Raw genomic sequence first — 25,725 nt, 5'->3', positions numbered from 1 at the left:
CATGGCCAAACTACCTATCATTTTTACTGTCGATGATGACGAACAAGTGCTCGCTGCGATAAGAAGGGATGTCAGAAAAGAATATCGCAAGAACTACAGAGTTATGAGTACTTCCTCAGCTCAGGAGGCTCTAGATGCACTGAAGGAATTGAAGCAGAAAGGGGAGGATATTGCTTTGTTTCTCTCAGATCAACGAATGCCTGAGATGACAGGTGTGGAATTTCTGGAGAAAGCCAAAGAATTGTATCCAGCCGCTAAGCGGGTTCTCTTAACAGCTTATTCAGATATTGAAGCTGCGGTTAAGGCCATCAATGACGTACAACTCGATTACTATTTAAACAAACCTTGGGACCCTCCAGAAGAGAAACTATATCCAACATTAAATGATCTGCTAGACGAGTGGCAGATCAACCATATACCGTCATTTAAAGGGATAAGGGTTGTTGGTTATCAATACTCGCCAAAATCTCACGACATCAAAGACTTTCTCTCGAGGAACCTAATGCCCTATCAATGGTTGGATATTGAGACAGAGGAAAGCGGAGATGAGCTTTTGAAACTTGCCGAAATCGATCGAGGTGACTTGCCGGCAGTATTCTTTGAAGATGGTTCTCACCTGAAGGACCCCTCTATGACATCCTTAGGAGATAAAATTGGCCTTCAGACAAAGGCAGCTGAAGAAATGTATGACGTAGTCATCATTGGGGCGGGCCCTGCGGGAATGGCAGCAGCTGTATACGGTGGTTCAGAGGGTCTTAAAACGTTGATGATAGAGAAGCATGCACCAGGGGGGCAAGCCGGAACGAGTTCGCGCATAGAGAATTATCTAGGTTTTCCGAAAGGACTTTCCGGTGCTGATCTTACCCATAGGGCCATTACACAGGCCAAGCGTTTTGGAATTGAGTTTCTCTCTCCTCAAACGGTCACAGGTATTGAGATTAAGGACAATTATAAGATTGTTCAATTGGAGAACGGGGAAAAGGTCAATGCCAAGGCGGTGATTATCACTACGGGTGTTCAATACAGGCACTTAGAGTCCCGTGGGATCGATGACTTTACAGGGAAAGGTATTTATTACGGTGCCGCGACCACCGAGGCTAATGCCTGTAGAGGTAAGAATGTGTACATAGTCGGTGGAGGCAACTCCGCTGGACAGGCTGCTATGTATATGGCGAAATTCGCTTGTGATGTCCATATCGTGATCCGTAAGCCAGACCTATCGTCTAGTATGAGTCAGTACTTAATAGATCAGATTGATGGTACTGATAATATCCAATTGGTGCCGAGAACAGTGATTGATGGTGCTGTAGGTGATGGTAATTTAGAATGTGTCGAGCTGAGAAACCTTGATACTGATGAAGTTGTGAAGAAACCCGCTGGTGCCTTACTGATCTTTATAGGTGCCAAACCTTATACCGATTGGACAGGAGATAATGTGATCAAGAACAACAGGGGTTTTGTCATAACTGGACGTGATCTTCTTAAGGAAGCTGACCACAAGAAAATCTGGAAAAAGGAGCGCGAGCCCTTCTTATTAGAAACCAGTACTCCAGGAATACTCGCTGCGGGCGATGTAAGGGCAGGAGCTATGAACCGTGTAGCCTCAGCCGTTGGAGAGGGTGCTATGGCTATTAAGTTTGTGCATGAGTATTTGGCTGAGATGTGATTTTGAGCTGTAGGACAATTATGAGTCACCCTACGCAATCTTTTTATCCCGAGTTTACCGAGGGAACTTGATGAGCTTAATGATCAGAGTCCTCTTCGAGAGACACTGATCGAGAGGAGGTAAGTCTGCTTTGGTTTCCGCTACTCCCCATGCACTACAGACACACTACTCTCTTGATATTATGATTCGATGCAAGGTCAATGAGTTGGGTCATTGTCTTAGATAAGAAGTCTTTTGGTGTTCGCAATCTTGCCCAGGGGAAGTCAGAAGTTCGAGATATATTTAGTGTGCTAATTATAGCTTCGCAGCCCTCAAGGGCTTTTGCAAGGTCAGTTTTGTTTTGAGTATCTCCTTGAAAAACTGTGAGCTTTTCATGCTTGATTTTGACCTTTTCTGGACTTCTAACAAGGCAATTGACTTGGTGCCCTGTTGCAAGGGCTTGTTCTAAAACCAGATTACCTGTTCTTCCGGTAGCGCCTAAAAGTAGAATCTTCATCCGGTTTCATCTAAAATGTCCCTAATCCACACATTGAAGCTAGTGCATAACGCTCCTAATAGCAATTGAATATTTGCCGAGTGATTTATTTGGCTTTGTAGTCGAGTTGTTTCACGATTGCTTGAACAGATTTCATGAGTTTACGTGGAGTTTTAGGACCACTATGATTGGTTATGATAGATATCCCAAGGTTGTATTTAGGGAATAGAAATATATAATTCTGAGTGCCACTGGTACCACCGTGATGATTGAAAGAAGTGCCATTCTTGTCTTTCCAGGCATTCCAGAAATAACTTACCCAACGCGTCTTCTTCTCATAAAGGATTCTGTGCGATTCTTTAAGTGCCAATTCTTCACTATTGAGGTTGAAATCTATCCATTTCATAAGATCAGGAAGTGTTGCTTTAATTCCGCTCCCAGAGGCCCAGAGTGGATTTAACTGTGGCGGGGAGGGCTCGATATTTTTCATCCAGTAACCAACCGCCAGTCTAGACTCTTGATCTGTAGATAAACGAATACCAGTATCATTCAGGCCCAGCTTAGCCGTCAATTCTCTACTTAATAGTTGATCGAACGCTAAGCCATAAGCCTTAGACAGTAGGTAGCCCATTAACTCAGCTCCTGCATTGGAATACTTGTAGTTTGTACCTGGAGCCTGTGAGGGTTCAAATGCTATAAGTGCATCAAAGAAACGTTCTTTGGTGGCTTCAGTTTCAAGCACTCTATACTCAGAGGGAACGTCTGGCTCGAGCGTTTCAAAAGTTTCTGCCATACCCGGCAACATAAAATGTGGTAAACCTGCGGTGTGCGTAATGACGTGTTCTACGGTAATAGGTTGACCTTCAAATGATAGATTGGAATACTCTTCACCTAGTAAGTCACTTAAATGATCCTCCAACTTTAATTTTCCTTCAGTAATGGCCTTGGCGACTAGGTAACCAGTGAATGTTTTAGATACAGATGCGATTTCATAGATAGTCTCATCTGTCGGTTTTCCTGATCCTTGCAATGTTCCAAAATGATTTATAAAGGTTTGTCCATCCTTGTAAACGCCTATTGATATAGCTTTGAATTCCTTATGCTTGAGCAGTGACTTGCCTTGTTTTTGGATGATTTTGTCAATGTCTTGAGACATTAGTACATGGGAAGCCACTAGACAAAGTAGGGTGAGGAGTTGTTTCATGTTGAGTTTTGAGCTTTCTGTTTGAAAGCCGATTCGGATCAAGAATCAGACCAAAGTGAGAGGTGTAGATACCCTCTTTTCAAAACTTGGTCATCTAAGGTTTAACCGTTCGTACATTGGTCCTCTTACTTTGGGTAAAGGCACGCACTTTACCATGAAATGGGTTTGTAGTCTTTCAAAAACTTACCGTTCCAATGCTTACCAGTGTTGATTCCATCAAAGAGCGGATCTAAAACCCGGGCTGCACCGTCTACAATATCAAGTGGAGGCTGAAAATCATGAAGCTCTTCCTTTCGTTTGGCTAATTCTATTGGGTCTTCATCCGTTACCCAACCCGTATCCACAGCATTGGTGTAGATGCCGTACTTAGCCAAGTCAGAAGCAGAAGTCAGTGTCATCATGTTCAAAGCTGCTTTGGCCATATTGGTGTGCGGATGCCTATCTTCTTTATGGAACTGGTGGAACTTTCCTTCCATTGCTGAAACGTTAATAACATGCTTCATGCCAGTGTTTTCCTTTTTCATAAGGTTTACTAGGCGATTACAAAGTACAAAGGGGGCAACCGAATTGACCAATTGAACTTCTAACATTTCGGTGGTTGGAATTTCACCGAGTTTAAGTCTCCAACTATTCGTTTTTCTAAGATCTATCTGCTGTAAATCTGCATCTAACTTTCCTTCAGGAAAAACCTCTTCTGGTCGCAGCGAATTATCGATGCTATATGGAATTTGTGAAAGCTGTGCTGAGGCACTGAGCCCTATTCCCAGCTGTTTTCCATGCCATGTGACAGGTAAATTCTTGTTTTGCCCATTGTCGAAGCTATCACTGAGTGATTTTAGCTCATTTAAACAATCATGGTGGTCTTTTAGCAAGGTTTGTGCGTATGGAGGAAGAGTGGTAATGTCTTTGCCTTCATTGGGCATTAAGTGCTTGTAAAAGCCCGAAGGACGTCTAACAGTTTGTGCAGCATTATTGATCAGCACGTCTAGCCGACTGTAGCGCTGCTCTATAAAGTTGCAGAAGATTTCGACACTCGGAATATGGCGTAGGTCGAGACCATGTATTTTTAGTCTATCTCCCCATTCATGAAAGTCATGTTCTTTTGCATAACGTAAGGCAGAATCAACCGGAAAGCGCGTTGTGGCAATTACGGTGGCGCCAGCTCGCAACATCATTAAGGTAATATGGTACCCGATCTTTAGCCTTGAGCCCGTCACTAAGGCAACTTGTCCGGAGAGGTCAGCTGTTTGATACCTTTTAGCGTAATTAAAATCACCACAATCGGTGCACATTGTGTCATAGAAGTGATGCAGCTTATTGAAGACTGATTTGCATACATAGCAGTTTCGAGGAGACTCAAGGGTGGGTGCTTCCTCTTCTTCTTTGCCTGTTAAATGTGACATGCTAGGAGCAATAAAGACAGAAGCCTCACGGGCACTCCTAATGCCAGTGCTATTGCGTGCATGCTTATCTCTTGCCGCCTGTTTTCTCTTGATGGCTTTCTTGGCGTCTTTCTTACGCTTAGCAAACTCTTCCTTGTTAGGTCTAGAAAGTTGTCCTGCGGCCTTGATAAGGGCCAATCTTGACTCTTTTGGAATCTCAAAGATTTGGTTTGTATCCTTATTTAGTTGATTTAAAACAGAGATGCATTGCTCAATTTCAAGCTGACTTAATACCTTGGATACTTCCTCTTCCTGCTTGTTTTCCATGAATGACGACTAGCGTGCAAAGGTACCATTATAAGTTGCTATCTATTCATCGGAGGGAGATGATTCTAAGAGAAGCCATAAATAAGATTTAGAACCATAGAATAAGATTTCACCAGCTAATTCGACCTGCTCGAAGTCTTAAATTATAAAGTCATGTTACAGCTTTTAGAATCGTTAGTCCTAGACTGATTTTCTTGAGCATAGCAGCTACATTTTGAGTTTAATGTTCTATTAAATGACAGACGATCAGATTGACCATGAACGATCGTCTGTCAAAAGCTTTAGTTTTTATTCATTCCTTAGACATTGTGCAGGATTGATCATTGAGGCCTTAATGGTTTGAACGCTTACCGTAAACCAGGCGGTTAAAATGGCAAAGACACCTGCCAGAGCAAAAATCCACCAAGACAACTCAATTCGATAAGCAAAATCATCGAGCCAATTGCTGGTAATTAGATAGCTAATTGGTAGTGCCAATACAATGGCAATGAGTACAATCTTCGTGAATTCTCCTGTGATTAGCCTTACTATACTGAACCTGCTTGAACCGAGTATTTTCCGAATACCGATTTCTTTAATTCTCATCTCTGTCGAAAAAGACGCCAAACCTAGAAGACCCAAACAAGAAATAATGATTCCAATACCTGAGAAGTACTTGGAGAGTGTTGCGACTCTCTGTTCACTTTGGTACTGAGCTTCATAGTCTTGATCTAGAAATTTGTAGTCCAAACTGAAATCAGGGTTGAATTTGGCATATAGATCATTCAGCCTGGAAATAGTCTCTTGCTCTTCACCTTGAGCTATTTTGGTCATTATTAACCAGGTATCATCTGGTTTTAAGACAAAGTAGGCAGGGCCAACTTCTTGGCGAAAGGTCTTGTAGTGAAAGTCTTTCACTACACCTACAATTTGTGTGTCTCGGCCTCCTATATTTATTGTTGCACCGATTGGTTCATTTAAGCCCATTAGCTTAATGGCTGTCTCGTTAAATATGACTTTGTTATACTCAGCCTTAAAGTCCGTAGAAAAGGATCTGCCTGTGGTAATTTCAAAATCCAAAAGCTCAATAAGCTCATAGTTGACGCGCATGTATTCCATGCCTACAGATGATTCTGGGTCTTTGCCATCCCATTTGACATTATAGGTAAGCCCTGTATAGCCTCCTTCAACAAAACTATGTGCAGTACTTGAAGCCTTCAGAACTCCTGGAACATTCCTGACTTCTTGGAGAAAGGTTTCCATGTTGAGTTCTACTTGTCCCTCTGCTTCGAAATAGAGGATATTATCTTTATTGAAGCCAATGTTCTTGTCTTGGGTAAATTGAATTTGATTGTTAATCACAATGACCGAAACAATCAGGATGATTGAAATCGAAAACTGTACTACGACTAAACTTTTACGCAACCAAAGTTGACTTTTCGAACTTGCAGATTGAGACTTCAGGACTTTTATAGGTCTAATGGCAGATAAATAGAGTGCAGGGTAGCTACCAGCCATTAGGCCTGTGAAGAGGATGGTGCCAATTAATATCAATATTAACTCGCCAGAGAAGACTAGTGATAGTTGCTTGCCAGTTATATGGTTGAATTCAGGAAGAACTAACCATACCAGAATTAAGGCAAGTACTAATGATACTGTTGTCATTAAAAGTGACTCGCTCAGAAATTGAAAAATCAAGGAGGATCTGTTTGCACCAACAGTCTTTTTAACACCTATTTCTTTATTTCTCCGAGACACTCTCGCAGTTGATAGGTTCATGAAATTGATGCAGGCAATTCCCAGGATAAAGAAGGCAATGACCGAGAATAACCTGATGTTGGCAATTCTACCACCAACGGATATGCCGTTTTCAAATTTTCCATGCAAGTATAAGTCATTATAGCGTGTGGCTAGCGGTGTAATATTCGGCTCACCATTGTGTGACCTTATAAAGTCTTTGATTTTGAGATTGAATGCTTCGAGGTCAGTCCCCTCAGATAAAATTACAAATGTTGAAGGCCCGTTATTCTTCCAGTTCAGCACCCAGGAATTTAACTCCTTGAATTCTTCATAGGTCATGATAAAGTCAAACTGATGGGTTGACGAGGAGGGAGGGCTTTTGAAAACACCTGAGACCTGATAGTCTCTGAACTGTTGGAAATTAATGATCTTTCCTACTACATCAGATGTCGTTCCGAATAGTCTTAGTGCCAGCTTGTCTGAGATCAATATATTCCTTTGTTCGCTCAGTACTTCATCTTTATCTCCTTGAAGAAGTTCATAGGAGAAGACTTTGAAATAATCCTTCCCGACATACTGGCCAACGGCTTTTAGATTCGTTTCTCCATGCGCTATTGTATAAGTGTTGGTCCACGTTTCGGTCACTGCCAATTCTACTTCTGGTAACTCTTCGGCTAGGGCTTCCGCCAATCCACCAGGTGTAGCTCGATCGGTACGTATGCCATTGGAAGTCGAGTTGTTCGCTAAGACTTGATAGAGTCTATCTCCATTTTCATGAAACTGATTCACTTGTAGCTCGCTTTGCACCCATAGATAGATGAGTAGCGTACAAGCCAGGCCAGAAGCAAGGCCCACCAAATTGATTAGGAATGTGTTTTTATAACGCATATAGCTTCTAAATGCGACTCTTAAGTTGTGTTGTATCATACCGTAATGATTAAGTTTTTGAGTACCACTCATTTTTTTAGTGAGTATTGGACGAATAAGTTTAATGACCTCCCGATTGTATATTTTCCGGGCTTTTTTGACCGAGTATTGTTCTAGGTTCTCCTCAAAGGTTTCATTTAAATCTCCTTCGATTTCTTCTCGATACTCTTCTCGGAGAAAAAAGTAAAGTAGACGTCTGGACCAGTTTGGAGTTTTTGCGTTATTCATTGCGGAGACATTGAACCGGATTGACCAAAGAAGTCTTCATGGTCTGGAAACCTACAGTTGTGAGTGATAATAATAGTGTTGATAATGCGACCACGAGATAGAGTAGAATGTCTGGGGTATAGTGCATTGAGAATCCATTGAGCCAATCAAGTACCAGGAGGTAGCTGATTGGTAAGGCTACAAAAAGCGAAATGATTACCAAGACAATGAAATCTGTAGACAAGAGCTTGACAAGGGCGAATGTACTGGAGCCCAGTACCTTTCTTATGCCTACCTCTTTGGTTCTTCTTTCAGTGTTGTAAAGCGCTAAACCGAACAGACCTAAACAAGCAATGAGAATAGCCACGATTGTGAAATAGCCTGAGAGTGCAACTACCTTTCCTTCCGCTTGATAGACTTGATCATACTCATCATTCACAAACTTAGGGTTAAAGGGATAGTCAGAATTGAATTGATTGTAAACGTCTTCAATGGTTTTGAGTGTTTCAGCCTGGTTTTCTTTGGAGATCTTGACCATGAAGTGATTTCCATTAGGAATGAACCGAATAATGGCTGGTTGCAATGGTTCGTAGAGCGATTGAATCTTGAAGTTTTTGACAATGCCGATTACTTCTTTTTCTTTATTGCCGTCCATAATTGTCTTTCCAACAATGTTTTCAATGCCAATGAGTTGAGCCGCAGCTTCATTGATCATAAGCTTTTGCTCTTCATTTTGAAAATCTCTGGAAAACGCTCGGCCCTCTAGCACATCAATATTTAGGGTTTCAAAGAAAGAGTAGCTGACTTGGGGTCTTCTAAAGGTAATTTCCTCGTTTTCAATTGGGTTTCCCCAACTGAACCCCCCTCCAGCACCTCTCAATTCAGCTATGCTTCCACCATAGAGATTGGTTGATGAAATAAGACCAGGAATTTTATTGAGCTCATCGAGGAAAGGTTGACGTAAATCTCTTTCCCTCAGCGTAAAGTGAATCAAATCATCTCTATTATAGCCTAAGTCTACATTTCTGATATAGGACATCTGGTTGTTTAAGACTAGAAACCCACTAATGAAAAGTGTCGATACTGAAAATTGAAGAACGACTAAGCCTTTTCTCACCCATAAGTCACTAGCACCTCGTTTAAGTCTACCGCGTATCAAATCGCGAGATTGAAATTTAGAAAGGTATAGGGCAGGGTATAGGCCTGCTATTATGGTCACGGCTACTAATATTATGGCACACAAACCGATGGTCGAAGGTGTACCAAATAATGACAACTCCTTGCCGACAACTTGATTTACAGCCGGCAATAGAAGGTTAACTAAGCCAATGGAGACCAGAAGCGATAGAAGTGTGATTAAGAATGATTCGGTGAGTAATTGGAAAACTAAAGCATCTCGCCTAACACCAAAAACCTTTTTTACCCCGATCTCCTTTATTCTTTTCGAAGCCTGTGCTGTTGAGAGATTCATGAAATTAATGCAGGCTAGCAAAAGGATGAAGATACCTGCTGAGGTCATGAGTCGTACATAGGCTATTCTGCCACCTGATACTTCTCCATTTGTAAATTCACCTTCCAAATAGAGCTGCTCAAAAGGGTAAGCTACCAAGAGATTATCGTCCCTATAAGGTTGGTCGATAATGGCACTTTTAAACTTTTGATTGAAAGATTCGAGATCAGTGCCTTCTTTGAGTGTTATGAAGTTTACAGCACCATTAGCAGTCCATTCTCTTAACCATGCTTCGTGCTTTAAGGCCATTTTATGACTGGCCACATATTCGAATTTTAAGGTGGAGTTTTCTGGCGTATTTTGAAATACTCCGGTCACTAAATATGAATCATTGTACAAGTCGCGATTTGCCTTTAGAACTTTACCACTGGCATTTTCAATGGAACCAAAGAGCGCGATGGCCAGCTGTTCGGAAATTACAATGGCATTTTCAGGGCTTAAAACCTCGTCTACGCTACCCGATAAAAGGCTAAAGCTAAAAGCCTTAAAGAAGTCGCTATTCGCGAAAATACCACGAGCTTGAGCTTCTTTGTTATCCGTTTCTGACTTGAAAATCGCTCTTCTACTCATTTCATCATTACCGATAGTTACGGCATGGTCTATCTCGGGAAACTTCTCTTTGATCTGGTCCGCCAAAATAAAAGGTGAACCAAAATCAGTTTCTAAACCTTCGGGTACTACTTCATTTTGCAGCACTTGATAAAGGCGATCTCCATTCTTATGGAACCTGTCTACACTGTATTCGTCATTGACCCATAAATAGATAAGTAGTGCGGCTCCAATGCCTGTTGAAAGCCCAATGATATTGATTATGAATGATGTTTTATAGCGGTTAAAACCTCTAAATGATAATTTGATACTATGGGCCAAAAGACCAATGACAGAGTATTTATGGTTGTTCATGATGCTTTTAATCAAGTTGAGTTTGAAGAGCCTAAGCAGTTCAAATAGATATTTCAGATTGGCCCGTTTGGTGCCATTGGTGATCCTCAGGTCATAATAGATTTCTTCCAAGTCACCCTCTATCTCTTCAAGGTATTCTCCCTTGATAAAGAATCTAAGTATTCTCACAAGCCCTTTGGGTGGCTTGTTGCCTTGGGTTAATGGTTCCTTACTCATTCCTTAAGCACTGAGCAGGGTTAACCATAGATGCTTTGATGGTTTGGAAACCAACTGTGATCCAAGCAATGACTAGACAAGCCAATCCCGCCAAAGCAAACACCCACCATTGAATTTCTACAGCATAAGCGAAGTTTTCCAACCATTTAGAAACGGCTAGGTAACCAAGTGGCAAGGCTAAAACGATGGAGATAACAACGGTCTTGGTAAAGCTACTGGTAAGCAGGCCTATAATCACTCTTTGGCTTGCGCCCAGAATTTTGCGTATTCCAATTTCTTTGGTTCTCCTCTCAGCGGTAAAGGCTGCCAGACCAAAAAGGCCAAGGCAGGAGATGATAATGGCAATACCTGCCATGTAGTTAGACAAGTCCGCCACCTTGTTTTCCGAATGGTAGAGGTCCGTATAGTCATCGGCTAGTAAGCTACCTTTAAAAATCTGACCTGGATGAAGCGTCTCAAAGGCCTTTTCCACTGCGGCAATTGTTTCAACTTCAGAACCAGGCTGCAACTTGACGAAGTGCTTTTTTCCAGTTTTCCTGAATTGTAAGATGAGGGGCTCAATCTTATTGTGGAGTGATCCGTACTGGAAATTCTTAACGACCCCAATTACTTCCATTGTTAAATCTTCGCTCCACCCGATTTTAGTGCCTATAGGGTTGTCAAGCTCCATATACTCCACAGCGGCTTCATTGAGAATGATGCTTCCAATACCATCATTAAAATCCCTTGAGAAGGAGCGTCCTTCTAAGATTTCAAGCCCTAATGTTTCAATGAAGTTATAGCCTACTTTGGGAGATTTGAATAAGTGATTGTCATCATCTTTGGTACCTTCTATCCAAGAGAAACCGCTATTGTTATCATCTGCAGTCAGAAAATCTCCAGACATATTTGCAGCGCCCAGTACTCCCGGAATTTTCATCAATTCATTGAAGAAAGGTTGAGGGTCCTGATATGTCGCGCCTCGTTCACGAAAAGTGAGAATAGATTCTCTATCATACCCCAAGGACTTTTTCTGAGTGAATTCAATTTGCTGATTGATTACTATAACACCGATAATGAAAATCACTGATAGACTGAACTGAACGATCACCAAACCTTTTCTAATCCATCCTTCGCTGCGAGGGTTAGCAAGTTTCCCCTTGAGTATAGCTGCCGGCTTGAATCCAGACAGGTAAAAGGCGGGGTAACTACCGGCAAAGATTCCGGTAAGAACAACCAGGCCTGTAATGGGGAGTAAATATTGTTGTAATGATAAGTCCAGAGATTTACCTGAAATGACATTAAACTGCTGAAGAGTCAGCGACACAATACCAATCGAAAGTATGAGGGAGAAGGTTGCTAATAGAATGGACTCGCTTAGAAACTGAAAAATCAAGGCAATTCTCTTGGCACCTATCGCTTTTTTTACACCTACTTCTTTCAGTTTCTTGGATGCCTGAGCAGTAGAAAGATTCATGAAGTTGATACAAGCAATGGCCAAAATGAAAATTCCAATGAAAGTGAAAAGTCTGACGTTTTCAATTCTTCCTCCAGTTTGAATGCCACTGGTATATTCTCCATAAAGGTAGTTGTCGGCATATTTCTGAACGAAAAGCGTAAAGCGATCGCTATCACTTTTTAAGTTCATGTAGCCAGCGATCTTTCTATTGAAATCATCAATGTTAGTGCCCTTTTTCAGTATTACATAAGTTTGAGCATAGCCGCCATTCCATTCATCTGCCCATCGGTCTCTTTCAATGAGGTTATCATAGTTAAGCACAATGTTGAAATGTTTAGAAGCATTTTTGGGAGGTGCTTTGAATACAGCCGTGATCTCAAATTCTTTGTTCACTAGACGATCTTCCCAATCTAAGGTTTTGCCTATAGCATTTTGAGAGCTTCCAAAAATACTGGTGGCCAGTGATTCTGAGATCGCTACGGAGTTTTTGTTCAGAATTGCCTCCCTAGGATTACCTAAAATCACTTCGTAGGTCATCATTTCAAAGAAGTTGGTGCCCGCAAAAAGACCATTGACCTCAAATAGGGTTTCTTCATAAGCAACCGTACCACGCGGTCTAAAGAAGCCATTACCAACTCGGACAGATTCTTCTACTTCAGGAAAGTCTGCTAATAAAGCATCTGCTAGTCGACCAGTAGTATAATCCCAAGTTCGTACATCATCATTGATCGCGAAATTGGCCATGACCCAATACAGCTGGTCATTCTTTTCATGGAATGTATCGATTGATCTTTCATCCTGTACCCATAGAAAGATGAGGAGTGCGGCTGCAAGGCCGGTAGATAAACCGATTAGGTTGATGAGAAATGAGGTTTTATGACGCCAAAAACCTCTAAGCGTGATTAATAGATTATGTTGTAGCATACCGAAATAATTGAGTTGATGATTACCCCCAAGAGCCCGGACCAAATTGGGCTTGAGAAGTTTTATGACCTCCCGGTTGTATAACCTCCGGGCTTTTTTTGTTGAGTATATTTCAAGGTTGTCCTCGAAAACCTCTTCCATATCACCTTCGATCTCTTCCAGATAGTTCTTTTTTACAAAGAACTTCAGAAGTTGAAGTGACCAGCGAGGTGGTTGAATATCGTTTTTTGTATAGTTCAATTTATGATCTTACCATTGATGGCATGGATGCCCATAACTGTGAGCGTACATCTTTCATTTCTTGCAATACCTTGTGGGCATGTGGGGTAGCTTGGTAGATACGTTTTCGTTTGCCACCTCGCTTTTGACTTGCTTCGCCAAACTCCGATTTGAGAAAGCCTTTTTCTTCCATGCGTTTAAGGGCCGACTGAATGGAGCCAACGCTAAGCGTTTCGTTAAGTCGGCTTTCAAGTTCTCGCTTGATCTCTACGCCATAAGCGTCAGCTTGTAGAACTACCACAGTCATCAATACCAGCTCTTCAAATTCACCAAGTTTCGTTTTCTTCATTTTCCTATATTATTCGTAATTGCAGTAAATATACAAAAATATATTATTCGTAATTGCAGTTTTAATAAGAAACCTGATGAAGAGACCCCTTTGTTAATCAAAGGATGCACGACTAACGAAAAAAATACTTGAGGTAGAAGAGGAGAGGAGCTGCCTTTTAATAAGATGGTATGAAATAGAAAAAGGAGTTACCGAATTGTCAGTAACTCCTGTTCCATGAAAGCAGAATAGGGCTAAACGTTTGAGTGAAGGCCAATTCTATTGCCTTCTGTATCTATTACGTGTGCAAAGAACCCAAATTCTCCAATGTCAGTCTTGGGAATAACAATTTTACCACCAGCACCTTCTACTTGCGCCAATTGGTTGGCTACATCTTCGCATGTAAAATAAACTACTGTGCCTTCGGAACTGGGTTTACTTTCAGAGGTCTGCACTAAAGAGCCAGAAGAACCAGGTAAACCTGGTGCACCAAACATATACATCTTGCTGTCCGGCATTTCAATGAATTGAAAGTCTAGTTTAAAAAGTGTTGAATAAAAATCTTTTGCGCGTTCGAGATCTGTAGTAGCAATCTCAAACCATTGTACTGGATTGTCCATATTTTTTTGAGTTGATTAATTCAATTTCTGATTTTTTAATCAGAGATGCACGTGTGAAGAACACAAATTATCAATTAACTCTAATGGATGGCGAGTTCCAGAATCTGTTTTGAGTATTGGGAAGATTATTTCTTCTTCTTTTTGCGCCTATTGTCTTTGGACGATTCAGCCTCGCGCATTAAGAGTTTCCAATTGTCGGAAGTATCTTCTGTGGTGTCTAAAATGAGTTGGTATTCTCCTTTCGATATTTCGATCCTCTGGATTTTCTTTCCCAAAGCCTCTTCAATAGCCTCGAGTTGTTCTTTCTCTTCTCTGCTGCAGAAAGACACTGCTTGCCCCTTTTCTCTACCGCGGCCTGTTCTGCCCACACGGTGTACATAGTTTTCGGACGATTCGGGCAGGTCATAATTAATAACGTATTCAACGTTAGGTACATCAATACCTCTTGCGCTGACATCTGTGGCTATAAGTACTTTGAGTTCTCCTTTGCGGAAGCTCCTCATCGTTTGCTCACGCTCGGCTTGTAGCTTGTCACTGTGGATCGTGTCAGAAACTAGCTTAACTCTTTCAAGAGCCTTTTTTACTCGTTCAGCCCTTACTTTGGTTCGAACAAATACTAACATCTTCTTTTCTGGATCATTGTTGATCATGTTTTCCAAAAAGAAGCGCTTGTCGTCCATTTCGACATAAGCAACTGCGTGTTCGATGTTCTTGGCCACTGGATTCTTTGGGGAAATCTGAATCCGGATAGCATTGGTTACCAAAGAGTAGGCGAGTTTCTTAATCTCAGGGTTAATGGTGGCAGAAAAGAACAAGGTTTGTCTTCGCTTAGGCAAGTGACGCATTAAGTCCCTGATGTCCTTGATAAAGCCTAGGTCGAGCATATGATCTGCCTCGTCCAATACCAGAATTTCGATGCGAGACAGTTTTAAGGCACCTTGACTAACCAAGTCAAACATTCGACCAGGAGTGGCAACGAGTACATCCACCCCCTTTTCTAACTGCTGGATTTGTGGTGCTTGATCTACACCACCATGAATGCACAATGTATTTACCTTGGTGTGCTTGCCAAGCGTTTTAAACACATCTTCAATTTGTAAAGCGAGTTCATGAGTAGGAGCCATTACCAGGCACTTTATACCGTCAGGTCTGAGTTTGGCAGATTTGCGTTCTTGAAGCAGATGAAGAATAGGTATCGCAAAGGCTGCAGTCTTACCTGTACCCGTTTGAGCAATGGCCAAGACGTCTTCACCTTTAAGAACGGCAGGGATAGACTTATACTGAATATCCGTTGGCTTTTTGTAGCCAAGTTTGCTGATGCTAGTTTTGATGCCATCGGCTATGCGATATTCTTCGAACTTCATAGAGCGCAAAGATACCTTATATAGGCACCATTTGATTCAAATTTTATCATTGTTTTGTGCCTTGTCTCGTCTGAAGCATCAAATTGCGATGATTCTAGATTCAAATTCTTGATTAACTTTCTGCGTGACTACATTCAAAAAGCTCCTGACCACCAAGAGACCAATGACTCCCGGGCAATTATTGGCGTGGGTATTTCTATTGTTCACCCTTATTGCCGGCATTCAGTTTCTGCAATATTATATCTTCTACAATAGCAGTTATCCGTTTCCTTATACTGCCAATCTTATTAATTCTTTTGGGACTTTTTATACCTATTTGCTCAGTTTTCCATTGGTGCTCTTTGCAAACAAATTTGCCTTTTCAACTCATATAAACTCGACCAAGCGGATCGTTGTATATATGTTCTTTGCAGCATTGGTAAGTCTGCTTCATCTGTTTGTTATGCACGTGCTAAATTGGTTGCAAATCTATCAATGGACTGAAAATCCCTTCTGGGGTTCCTATCGGTTTTTGTTATCAAAATGGCTTCATTTCGAGTTGATGGCATTTTTGCTCTTTACCTTCGTTTGGAGAACAATGGTCTTTAAGAGGGAAAATGGTGGTGTTCCTAAACCTGAATACTGGACCCAAATAAAGATTAAAGAGTCTGGCTTAGTTAGCTTCTTGTCAGTGGATGATATACGTTGGATAGAGGCCTATGATAATTACATAAAAGTGTGGGTTTCGGATCGTTTTCATTTGGTGCGCATGCCCCTCAAAGAGATCGAAACAAAGCTAGATAGCGAGCACTTCAAAAGGATTCACAGATCAACAATTGTGGCACTCGAAGAAGTGGTCGCAATCAGGCAAGGCAATGGTCAATACGAAGTCTTATTGAAAGACCAGACGACACTAAAACTTAGCCGCTCTTTCAAAAAGTCAATTGAGGATTCTATTAAGGTTTAGTTTCGCCCTTAAAAAATGCATTTGGCCACATTTTGTCAACTGAGGCATTTTGATGGCGTATTCTTGACCAAAAAAGATCAAGAACATGCGAATTCTAAAACTAGTCACCCTCGTTGTAGCACTTTCAATTTCATTTTATGGAGATGATGCTATCGTCAAATTAAATGTTGAGCCCAATCATTCTACCATAGGTTTTGTTGTGCCCATTGCGGGAGGCATCACTAAAGTTCGAGGGAAGTTTATGGACTTTCAGCTTTACATGGATTATGACGATACAGACTTTGTCAAATCGAAAGTTAGATTTGTCATTCAGGCTAAGAGTATAGATACAGGTATTTCAGATCGAGATGATCACCTGAGATCCAAAGACTTCTTCGATGTAGAAAAGTATCCCGAGATTGTTTTTGAAGGCACTAGCATTGAACAGATAGGAGAGGCTTATGAGCTTCATGGTAATCTCACCATGCATGGCGTTACAAAGGCTGTCGAAATTCCTTTTAGAGCTAACAAGCTAGGAAAGAGTGAGATTGCCATAAGTTTTGAATGGAAGCTCAATCGAAAAGATTTCGGTGTCGGTGTGGGTTTTAAACATACTTCGATCAAGAACTTCATCGGTGACAACATTGGGGTTGAAGTAGATTTCTGGACTAGGAAGGCAAAAGTTAAAGGAGATTAACTTGATATAATGATGAGCAGCACATTCATTTGTGTATGTGCAAACTTCTAAGGTTAGGCTTGATTTTCGAGCTTGTTCTTCTCTCAAACCTTGTATTAGCCCAAAATGGAAAGTATCTGAAAGTAGATACTACTAAATACATTCCGTGGAGTGAGGAGAGGCCAATCACATGGTTAGACTATGAACGATTGGATACGGAAGTGATGAATGCCTCAGCGCTTACTGCTGTCACACATTCCATAAGAGGAGGAATGAGTAAGGGAAAGCCGAGTTTTGAAGTTTATGTGCTGTTCAAAATCGAGGATTCGTGGACAACAACCACTACCGATTCAACGCTATTTGCACATGAGAAACTCCACTTTGATATAGCCGAAATGTATGGTCGAATGTTAAGGAAGCAGATTGCCGCCATGGGGGATAAAGGAGTGACAGATTTGGCAGAATATCGAAAGGCTATAAAATATTTGTTGGCCAAGTTCAATGAAAAATCTTTTGAGTACGATGATGAAACTAATCATGGTGCTGTCCTTAAAGAGCAGAAGAGGTGGCAAATCTTTGTTTCTTCAGAGTTGCAACGATTGCATGAATACATGTAGATATTAATAAATGTTAATTTATTAATATCTATAATTCTGTGTACAAACAATTATCTCTGTTTCGGGTTTCTATAAGTGATGACTTTACACTAATTTGAGTGTTTAATCGACTATTATTATGGGCGAACAGGTAATAAAGGAGTATACGAATGACGAGGTGACCGTTGTATGGAAGCCTGAACAATGTATACATTCCGGAATTTGCCTGAGAGGCTTGCCAAAGGTTTTCAACCTTAAACAAAGACCTTGGGTCAGTATGACTTCGGCTACTTCACAGGAGATTGTCAGCCTAGTGAGGGAGTGCCCATCAAAGGCTCTGAGTATAAAGGGAGTGAGGTTTAAGGAAGATGATAAAAGTAATCAGGAAGTTACATTAATCCCTGGCGGCCCTTTAATAGTCAAAGGAGGTGCGACAGTACATGAAAGGAAAGAGACTAAGCTTTTTCATGAAACTGTTTCGTTTTGTAGGTGTAATAGGTCAAAGAATTTCCCTTATTGTGACGGAACGCACGCTCAACCGAAAGATAATTAACTATGGCTGTTACCATTAAAGATATTGCAACTGCTCTGCGCATTTCTCCTTCAACTGTTTCAAGGGCATTGAACGACCATCCGAACATTAGTGAGGAGACTAAGAAAGTCGTATCGGCTAAGGCTAAGGAATTAAAGTACCAAACGAATTTTATTGCTGCTGGCCTTCGTACTAAGAAATCCAATTCGATAGGCATTCTTGTTCCGCATATAACAAGTTCGTTTTTTGCTTCAGCTATTGATGGAATTCAAAAGGTGGTGAGTGACAATGGTTACTTCACAATTATTTGTCAATCGAATGAAGACTATCATAATGAGATAGATCAGATTCGCTCCTTACTTTCATGTAAGGTAGAAGGGGTGATCCTTTCTCTTTCTAGCGAAACTAAGGAATATGAGCACCTTGAAATGCTTGAGGCCTATGACACTCCATTTGTTTTCTTTGACAGAATTGCTCCTGGATTTGATATGCCTACAGTTGAAGCCAATGACTTCACAGGAGGTTTTCAAGCTGTCGAGCACTTGATTAAACGCGGTAGAAAGCGAATTGCCCATTTGGGTGGACCAGGCTTGTTGGGTATAAGTAAGAGTCGTTATGAAGGTTATATGGAAGCCTTGAAGACTTATGACTATGAGATCAATGAGGACTATGTTGTTTTCACAAAACCAGAAAATGACCATGGTGAGATCATAGAAAAGATGTTTGCTGACCCTAAGAAGGGGCCAGATGCGCTGTTCACTTTTAGTGATGAACTGGCTGTTGAAGCTATTTTGAAATTGAAAAGCATGGGGCTCAACGTTCCGAGAGATGTTTCGGTGGTAGGCTTTGGGAATAGCAATTTGTGCGAAATTGTAGAACCACACCTTACCAGTGTAACTCATGAGCCTATTGAAATGGGAGAGGCTGCGGCAGATCTTTTATTCAAAGTCATTCAGAATAAACACATCCCACCACATTTAAAGAAGAGGAAGTTTGATTCCAGAGTTATCATTAGAGATTCTTCGCGCTAATTAAAACCGAAGTATAAAGTCGCTGAGGTTATCCTTGCGTTCTAGTTTTAGTTTTTTTCTGACCCTATAACGACCAATCTCAACACCTCGAACAGAGATGTTTAATAGGTTGGCAATTTCTTTTGTGTTCAGGTTCATTCGGATGTAGGCACTGAATTTTAGTTCCTGAGGAGTTAAGCCAGGAAATGCCTCTTTGAGTCTGGTAATAAATTGACCATGCACTTGATCAAAGTTATCCTGAAACTGTCCCCATTCTTCTCCAGATGCTAGGTCGCGGTCTATAGACTTAACAATTCTGTTGAGTTGAGTAACGTGTTGCTTTTCCTCTATTTCCTTATTCAGGTTTTTTAGTGTGTTCTTTATCTGATTGAGTAATTGATTTTTCTGAATCAGGTTCATTGCGGAGGAGGTGAGGGCCTGACTTTTTAGACCTACTTCGGTAGTAAGCTTTTCATTTTTGAGTCTGATGATTTCTTCTTCAGATTTTAGAGTGATATGTTCGATCTGGAACTCTTTTTCTTTTATCTCTTGATTTTTGACGTCTTCCAACCGTTGTGCATTCTTTTTATAGCGTGCCTCTAATGTCTTGAACCCAGTAAAAAGGAGCATTAGACTTCCCAGACCGTAGAAGGCATATGCGAATGTTGTTCGATAAATAGGAGGGGTCACTTCGAATTCGTAGCCAATGGTCTCAGTTTCTTGATCAAAGATGTTTTTGGCACGAACGGAAAAGGTATAATTGCCTTCTCTCAAGTTGGTATATTCCTTAAAGTTTGAAGCAGTCCAATCCGACCATTCTTCATCGTATTCGTCAAGTTTGAACTGATAGTTAACCTGATTGTTACTCTCAAAATGTGGAGCGGCAAAACTGAACGCGAAAGAGTTTTGCGAAAACCTGAATTTAGGTACCCCTGACTGTTCAGTCATATGACCATTAACAAGGGTCGAGTCAATCTTGCCTGAGTTGGTTACATTTCTAAACATAATGTTGAAGGCATTACGCTTAGGCACATCTTTGCTGCGAGCATAATGAATAAAACCCTCACGAGCCCCAATCAAAACATTGTCGTTGTCTATTACTGTGATATTCCCGAGGTCATCATTTAAGAGGTTTCTAATCTTATTAAATGAGTTAGTCGATAGGTCATAATCGAAATCTCCCTTAGGCTCAAGTATTCCTAACTTATTACTTTCTATAAAGTAAATGTTTCCGATTTCATCAGTTTCCATATCAACGATTGAGGACTCTGTACCAAGAAGCTCGTTGAAGTTTTCTAGAGGCTCGAAAAAGTCCTTTTCGCTGTTATACTGAAAGAAGCCCCTTTCGGAAGTGAATATTAGCTTGTTATTAATCTTATAGACGTTGATAAGCAAATCTGAAGGAAAGCCATTTTGACTATTATAAAGCTTAACATTCTCGATGGTTTTTAAATCTTCTGATAACTCAAGTCGAAAGGCCCCTTTATAGCCTTGTGTAACCCATAAGTAGTCATCATCAAACTCCATGATCCTAGAAGACTCTCTAAACCCTTCTAATTTTTCAAATGCTGCCTCTTGAACTTCGGAAAGATCGAAGCGATTAAGTCCCAAATAAGTACCTTCAAAGATTACATCCATCTTTTGAGGGTGGCGTTTAAATACCCAAGCACCCTTTTCTCCATAGAGTTGAATTGACTTTCCATTTCTTATTTCCATAGGGCCATTATGGTGTCCGATGAATAGCCTATCAGCAATGCGCTGAACAGAGTAGACCTGCCCAGCAGTACCTTCTATAAAGCTCATGAGGCCATCTTTGAAAAGATAAAGACCATTGTTAGTACCTAAATAAGTTCCTTCTGGGGCTTTTAATGCTGTGTACCCAGAGCCACTGATATCCATGCGTTCATTGATCAGTGTGAAAGGAGAATTAAGGTCTACTCGCGAAAGACCATTGTTGAGGGTTAACCATAAATTGCTTTGAAGGTCTTCATAAATGAAGTTGACGGTTCGGTCTCTCAGACCGGTAGACTGATCTATTTGCCGAATGAGTTGTCCTTCCTTATTAATGATGATCAAGCCGCCATTTTGTGTTCCTAAGGCGATTTGTCCGTTACTCAGTCGAGTGGAATAGTTGACAATGAGCCTTCTTAAGTCTAAGCTTGGGTCAATTGACATTGCCTTGATGGTACCATTGTTATACATAAATAGGCCATGGTCAAAAGTGCTTATCAACCAGTTTTCATTGTCATAATTGAATATGTTTGAGATACGCTTGTCGCTGAAGAATTCTCCATTACTCACCAGCCGAAGAGCACCTCCTTGAAGCTTGGAAAGTCCATTGCCCCACTCTTGTGAATACAATTCGTTATTGTGGAAGAAGGATATTTCTAAAGGGAAGTCAGATGAAATAACCTCGATATTGTTTCCATCATAGACAAATATTTCTGAAAAGGTGCAGAAGTAAACAAGTTCGTCTTGCCCATAAATCTTCCATGTCTCGTCAAAATCACGAAATTTATCTGGTAATGAATCGGCTAAGGACGTATATGCTAGAGTTCCCGACTTGTCTGCAGAGAAATAGCCAAAATCTCTCTGGGAGCCTACATAGATATTGTCATTTTTATCTATAAACAAGCTCCTGATTTTCGTTTTATTCGGAACGGTATAGCTCTCCCAAGTATGACCATCATACTCTAACAGACCCATGTTATTTGCTATATATAATAAACCATTGGACTGTTGAATTATTGACCAGTTCTGTATTCCTGCATTGTATTCTTCCGAACCATAATTTTGAATCAGCGGGAGACCACTCAATTCATTGTATTGTGCGAAAGTCGGCTGCGCCATAAGCGTAATGGCAACAAAAAATACAAACCTTATTGATTTCATTTGGTCTTAAGTAGTTCGCTCTTTAAGCAATGTATTGAGAAATTGAATATTTAGAATGTGCATATTTTGATTTCATAAAAATGGTCATTATTAGCTTTAAACCAAATAATTACTATGTGTTGATGAGGTATTGTAGTATTAAATTTTCTAGTAGTGATGAGTTCTTGTGAAGGTAGTTTTCTTGCTATGATGTCAATTGTATGAGACATTGAGACAAAATTAACACTATGAAAAATAAATTTCTCTTAAGCTTGATGTCACTCGCAATAGTAGTGGCAGTCGCTTCTTGCGACAACGGAAACGCAGACTTCTCTGTAGTCGATGTAGAACCTTCTATCACTTTAGGTGCAATGGATGGTTTAGTAGAAGGTGGTACTTTCACCTTAAGCGTGACATTTAGTGACGGTGCTGAAGGAAGTACAACCAGTACGCTTGCAAGTGGTACTTGGAATATTGTATCTGGCGGAGCTCAAGTCGCCAACGGAACGCTGACTCCAACAGGTGATAACTGGGATGGAACTATCTCAGCTACCGGTTTAACAGCGGGTGATCATACAATCACTGTTTCTGCTACTGATACTAATGGTAACACAGGAACTGCTTCTACTGATTTTACAGTTGCTAGTGCTATTCCAGACATCACAGGTACTTGGACAATGGAGCCTGTTGCTGGTTCTTTGGCGGTTGGACCGAACCCAGGTAGCGGTGAATGGTGGTCTATCTCTGCAGGAGATGTAACAACAAGAGCATGTTTCTACGATGATACGTACACCTTTGGAAGTGATGGATCATTTACGATTGCTGTAGGTGCTGATACCTGGATCGAAGGATGGCAAGGTGGTGGAGATGCTTGTGGCGCTCCAGTAGCCCCAGTCAATGGTGGTTCATTTACATACTCTTTCAACGGTGCATCTCTAACTGTTAATGGTTCTGCTTCTTACTTAGGTTTACCTAAAGTAACCAACGCTGGAGAGCTTGGTAACCATATCGGTGCTACGGATTTTCAGGCTTCAATTACTTACCAAGTTCAATCTGTTACAGAATCTAACGGAGAACTTAGAATGGAACTAAGAATTGAGACTGTTGCTGGTGTTCACTGGACATTCAGACTAATAAGACAATAAGACGCTCTTTTAAGGCGCCTGCTCTCCTGTGAATTCATTCATAGTGTAGGGTGGGTGCTTTTTTTATACTCAATGCTATGAAAGAGCTTCTAAGAATAGGCTGCATGGGCTTAATTCTAGGAATTATGTCCTGTGATTCAGGAGGTGACGGTGGTACTCCTGATGATAATGACGATGGCACCGATACTGGTGTAGCTATACCCGCTACAGGCTTTACGTCTCCTACTTCTTATCCCAATATGAACTTGGTTTGGGAAGATGACTTTTCTTCAAGTACAATTAATCAATCTGATTGGACTTTTGAAATTGGAACTGGAGACAATGGCTGGGGTAATAATGAGCTTCAATATTACCGTTCTCAGAATGCATTTACCCAAGATGGGCATTTAGTAATCGAAGCCAAAGAGGAAAACTTTCAGGGAAGCAATTATACTTCTACTCGAATGATTACGAGAGGGAAGCAGAGCTTCCAATACGGCCGTGTAGATATTCGAGCTGCCTTGCCTAAAGGACAGGGTATATGGCCTGCACTTTGGATGTTAGGCTCAAACTTTACTTCTGTTGGATGGCCTGCATCTGGTGAAATTGATATCATGGAAATGATTGGTGGTAGTGGACGTGAGAATACTGTTCATGGCACAGTGCATTGGCAACATGATGGGCAACACGCAAATTTTGGTGGTGATGTAACATTGCCCTCTGGGACCTTTAACGATGAATTCCATGTCTTTTCGATTGTTTGGACATCATCTCGCATAACATGGTATATGGATAATCAAGAGTACCATGCTATTGATACAACACCGGCTCAGCTTAGTGAATTTAGAAACAGTTTCTTCTTTATTTTCAATGTCGCGGTGGGAGGTAACTGGCCGGGATCGCCAGACAACTCGACTAACTTTCCCCAGCATTTAATTGTAGATTACATTCGGGTCTTTCAATAAGGCCTGAGTTGTTTTACTTAACCTCTTCTTATGAAAAGTCAATCACGATTTACCTATAAAGTCGCTGCAATTGTGGCACTAGGCGGCTTACTAATGGGCTTCGATGCATCCGTTATTTCAGGTGTTAACAAGTTTGTACAAATAGAATTTGATATGACAGATGCCCAACTGGGGCTTTCTGTTGGTTCATTAACCTTCATTGCGGCTGTAGCAATGCTTTTCTCTGGTACTATCAGTGATCGTTTCGGTAGAAGAGTAGTATTGAAAGCTTGTGCAGTTATTTTCACAATATCTGCAGTGGGTTCAGCACTAGCCCCAAACTTTATCTTGTTCTTGGGATTCAGAATGCTCGGAGGAATAGGCGTAGGTGCTTCCTTGATTTTAGCCCCGATGTATATCGCTGAAATAGCACCTCCTAAGATTAGAGGAACCATGGTTTCTTTCAATCAGCTCAATATTGTAATTGGGATCTCACTAGCATTTTTCACAAACTATTTAATTCTGTCATTGGGAGACTCAGACGCTACTTGGGTAGAAAGTCTGGGTATAGGAGAGCACAATTGGAGATGGATGCTGGGACTAGAAGCGCTTCCTGCCGTACTCTACTTCTTTGGACTTTATGCTGTTCCAAGAAGCCCGAGATGGCTATTAATGAAAGGGCATAATGATGAAGCTCTGTCTGTGATGAAGATGTTTAGAAGTGCCGAAGAAGCTGAAGCGGATGCTGCAGGTGTTAAGGCTGCCTTAGCAGCTGATGAAGATAAACCCAAAGCAAAGTTGACAGAGCTCTTCAAACCAGCCATGGGCCTTGTATTGACCATTGGCCTTGTCGTAGGGATTCTACAACAGATTACGGGGATTAATTCTGTATTCTTTTACGCACCAATGATTTTCGAACAGACCGGTGGTGGAACCGATGCAGCTTTTCAACAAGCTATTATCGTTGGGCTTGTAAATCTGGTTTTCACTGTGATCGCCATGATTTATATAGACAGGTTAGGCCGTAAGAAGCTACTCTCTGTAGGAGTAGCAGGTATTGCCATTTTCATGTTCATTATAGCATATGGCTTCAATCAGGCCACTTACGAATTGAAGGAGGAAAATCTGGTTAATCTATCAGCGGATATTGAAGTTGCCAAACTTCAGAATATCGTGGGTAATGCTTTTGAGAACGATGTTGTTTACAAAGAAGCATTGAGAAGTGCGCTAGGTAATGAACAAGCAAAAATCTATGAGTCTGAGTTGATTACAGCAGCTATCGATATGAACCCAACATTGATTCTTGTTGGGATTCTGGGCTTTATTGCGTCATTTGCGATCTCCTTAGGTCCAGTCATGTGGGTGCTTTTTTCAGAGTTATTTCCACTATCAATCAAGGCAATTGCCATTTCATTCGTGGGCTTTGTCAATTCAATGGTAAGTGCAGGAGTGCAATCGGTATTTCCATGGGAGTTATCAACTTTAGGTAGTTCAATGACCTTCTTGATTTATGGCGTCTTTGCCGTATTTGGCTTAGTCTTCATTCTGCTGAAAGTACCTGAGACAAAGGGTAAAAGTCTTGAGGAGTTAGAAAAGATCTTAGTAAAACAGTAGGTAT

General features: G+C 41.0%; 19 protein-coding genes. 9 read left to right on the top strand and 10 right to left on the bottom strand.

All coding sequences use genetic code 11. The features are described 5' to 3' along the window. The first annotated feature begins 1 nt into the window (after window position 1). Window positions 2–1,666 (top strand): FAD-dependent oxidoreductase, encoded by a 1,665-nt coding sequence (locus tag J4E76_RS03615; RefSeq protein WP_208501313.1) that lies wholly within the window; start codon window positions 2–4, stop codon window positions 1,664–1,666. Window positions 1,667–1,820: 154 nt separating this feature from the next. Here the strand turns inward: J4E76_RS03615 and J4E76_RS03610 are convergent, their stop codons facing one another. From J4E76_RS03610 to J4E76_RS03570, 9 genes are all read right to left on the bottom strand, one after another. Continuing rightward, window positions 1,821–2,162, bottom strand: a complete 342-nt coding sequence (locus J4E76_RS03610) for an NAD(P)-dependent oxidoreductase (RefSeq protein ID WP_208501311.1) — start codon at window positions 2,160–2,162, stop codon at window positions 1,821–1,823. 85 nt (window positions 2,163–2,247) lie between these two features. Further along, window positions 2,248–3,345: a serine hydrolase gene (locus tag J4E76_RS03605; RefSeq protein WP_208501309.1), complete on the bottom strand. Its 1,098-nt coding sequence runs from the start codon at window positions 3,343–3,345 to the stop codon at window positions 2,248–2,250. A 149-nt stretch (window positions 3,346–3,494) separates the two neighbouring features. After that, the gene (locus tag J4E76_RS03600; RefSeq protein WP_208501307.1) at window positions 3,495–5,054 is read right to left on the bottom strand and encodes an SDR family NAD(P)-dependent oxidoreductase; all 1,560 of its coding nucleotides are present in this window, start codon (window positions 5,052–5,054) and stop codon (window positions 3,495–3,497) included. 288 nt (window positions 5,055–5,342) lie between these two features. Further along, window positions 5,343–7,928: an ABC transporter permease gene (locus J4E76_RS03595; RefSeq protein ID WP_236017265.1), complete on the bottom strand. Its 2,586-nt coding sequence runs from the start codon at window positions 7,926–7,928 to the stop codon at window positions 5,343–5,345. Continuing rightward, a complete protein-coding gene (locus tag J4E76_RS03590) occupies window positions 7,921–10,536 on the bottom strand; it encodes an ABC transporter permease (RefSeq protein WP_208501306.1) in 2,616 nt (871 codons plus the stop codon). Before J4E76_RS03590 ends, J4E76_RS03595 begins: the two co-directional genes overlap by 8 nt. After that, window positions 10,529–13,138 carry an ABC transporter permease gene (locus J4E76_RS03585; protein ID WP_208501305.1) on the bottom strand — a complete coding sequence of 870 codons (2,610 nt, stop codon included), beginning with the start codon at window positions 13,136–13,138 and terminating at the stop codon, window positions 10,529–10,531. The genes J4E76_RS03590 and J4E76_RS03585 overlap by 8 nt, the downstream gene beginning before the upstream one ends. Window position 13,139: 1 nt before the next feature. Beyond that, on the bottom strand, window positions 13,140–13,466 hold the full coding sequence (locus J4E76_RS03580) for a PadR family transcriptional regulator (protein ID WP_208501304.1): 327 nt from the start codon (window positions 13,464–13,466) through the stop codon (window positions 13,140–13,142). Window positions 13,467–13,699: 233 nt separating this feature from the next. Then, the gene (locus J4E76_RS03575) at window positions 13,700–14,065 is read right to left on the bottom strand and encodes a VOC family protein (protein WP_208501303.1); all 366 of its coding nucleotides are present in this window, start codon (window positions 14,063–14,065) and stop codon (window positions 13,700–13,702) included. 125 nt (window positions 14,066–14,190) lie between these two features. Then, a complete protein-coding gene (locus J4E76_RS03570; protein ID WP_208501302.1) occupies window positions 14,191–15,429 on the bottom strand; it encodes a DEAD/DEAH box helicase in 1,239 nt (412 codons plus the stop codon). A gap of 124 nt (window positions 15,430–15,553) precedes the next feature. Here J4E76_RS03570 and J4E76_RS21115 point away from each other — a divergent pair, with 124 nt between their 5' ends. The 5 genes from J4E76_RS21115 (at window position 15,554) to J4E76_RS03545 (ending at window position 19,189) form a co-directional block, all read left to right on the top strand. After that, window positions 15,554–16,375 carry a LytTR family DNA-binding domain-containing protein gene (locus J4E76_RS21115; protein WP_208501301.1) on the top strand — a complete coding sequence of 274 codons (822 nt, stop codon included), beginning with the start codon at window positions 15,554–15,556 and terminating at the stop codon, window positions 16,373–16,375. An 85-nt stretch (window positions 16,376–16,460) separates the two neighbouring features. Further along, window positions 16,461–17,051 carry a YceI family protein gene (locus J4E76_RS03560; RefSeq protein ID WP_208501299.1) on the top strand — a complete coding sequence of 197 codons (591 nt, stop codon included), beginning with the start codon at window positions 16,461–16,463 and terminating at the stop codon, window positions 17,049–17,051. Between the two features lie 35 nt (window positions 17,052–17,086). Continuing rightward, window positions 17,087–17,647: a DUF922 domain-containing protein gene (locus J4E76_RS03555; RefSeq protein ID WP_208501298.1), complete on the top strand. Its 561-nt coding sequence runs from the start codon at window positions 17,087–17,089 to the stop codon at window positions 17,645–17,647. Window positions 17,648–17,765: 118 nt separating this feature from the next. Continuing rightward, the gene (locus J4E76_RS03550) at window positions 17,766–18,179 is read left to right on the top strand and encodes a (4Fe-4S)-binding protein (protein WP_208501296.1); all 414 of its coding nucleotides are present in this window, start codon (window positions 17,766–17,768) and stop codon (window positions 18,177–18,179) included. Window positions 18,180–18,181: 2 nt separating this feature from the next. Continuing rightward, window positions 18,182–19,189 carry a LacI family DNA-binding transcriptional regulator gene (locus J4E76_RS03545; RefSeq protein ID WP_208501295.1) on the top strand — a complete coding sequence of 336 codons (1,008 nt, stop codon included), beginning with the start codon at window positions 18,182–18,184 and terminating at the stop codon, window positions 19,187–19,189. Here the strand turns inward: J4E76_RS03545 and J4E76_RS03540 are convergent, their stop codons facing one another. Further along, window positions 19,190–22,060, bottom strand: a complete 2,871-nt coding sequence (locus tag J4E76_RS03540; protein WP_208501293.1) for a triple tyrosine motif-containing protein — start codon at window positions 22,058–22,060, stop codon at window positions 19,190–19,192. A gap of 227 nt (window positions 22,061–22,287) precedes the next feature. Between J4E76_RS03540 and J4E76_RS03535 the strand changes: the two genes are divergently transcribed. The 3 genes from J4E76_RS03535 to J4E76_RS03525 all read left to right on the top strand — a co-directional run bounded on the left by J4E76_RS03535 (window position 22,288) and on the right by J4E76_RS03525 (window position 25,721). Next, window positions 22,288–23,184 (top strand): hypothetical protein, encoded by an 897-nt coding sequence (locus J4E76_RS03535; protein WP_208501291.1) that lies wholly within the window; start codon window positions 22,288–22,290, stop codon window positions 23,182–23,184. A 77-nt stretch (window positions 23,185–23,261) separates the two neighbouring features. After that, complete coding sequence (locus J4E76_RS03530) at window positions 23,262–24,128, top strand: family 16 glycosylhydrolase (protein WP_208501289.1); 867 nt, start codon at window positions 23,262–23,264, stop codon at window positions 24,126–24,128. Window positions 24,129–24,158: 30 nt separating this feature from the next. Continuing rightward, complete coding sequence (locus J4E76_RS03525) at window positions 24,159–25,721, top strand: sugar porter family MFS transporter (RefSeq protein ID WP_208501287.1); 1,563 nt, start codon at window positions 24,159–24,161, stop codon at window positions 25,719–25,721. Window positions 25,722–25,725 lie beyond the last annotated feature (4 nt).

The organism is Roseivirga sp. E12 (genome assembly GCF_017592825.1).
In the GTDB taxonomy this organism is placed as follows: domain Bacteria; phylum Bacteroidota; class Bacteroidia; order Cytophagales; family Cyclobacteriaceae; genus Roseivirga.
Note: the sequence above shows the minus strand (reverse complement) of the source record. Positions and strands in the feature narration are given on the sequence as shown.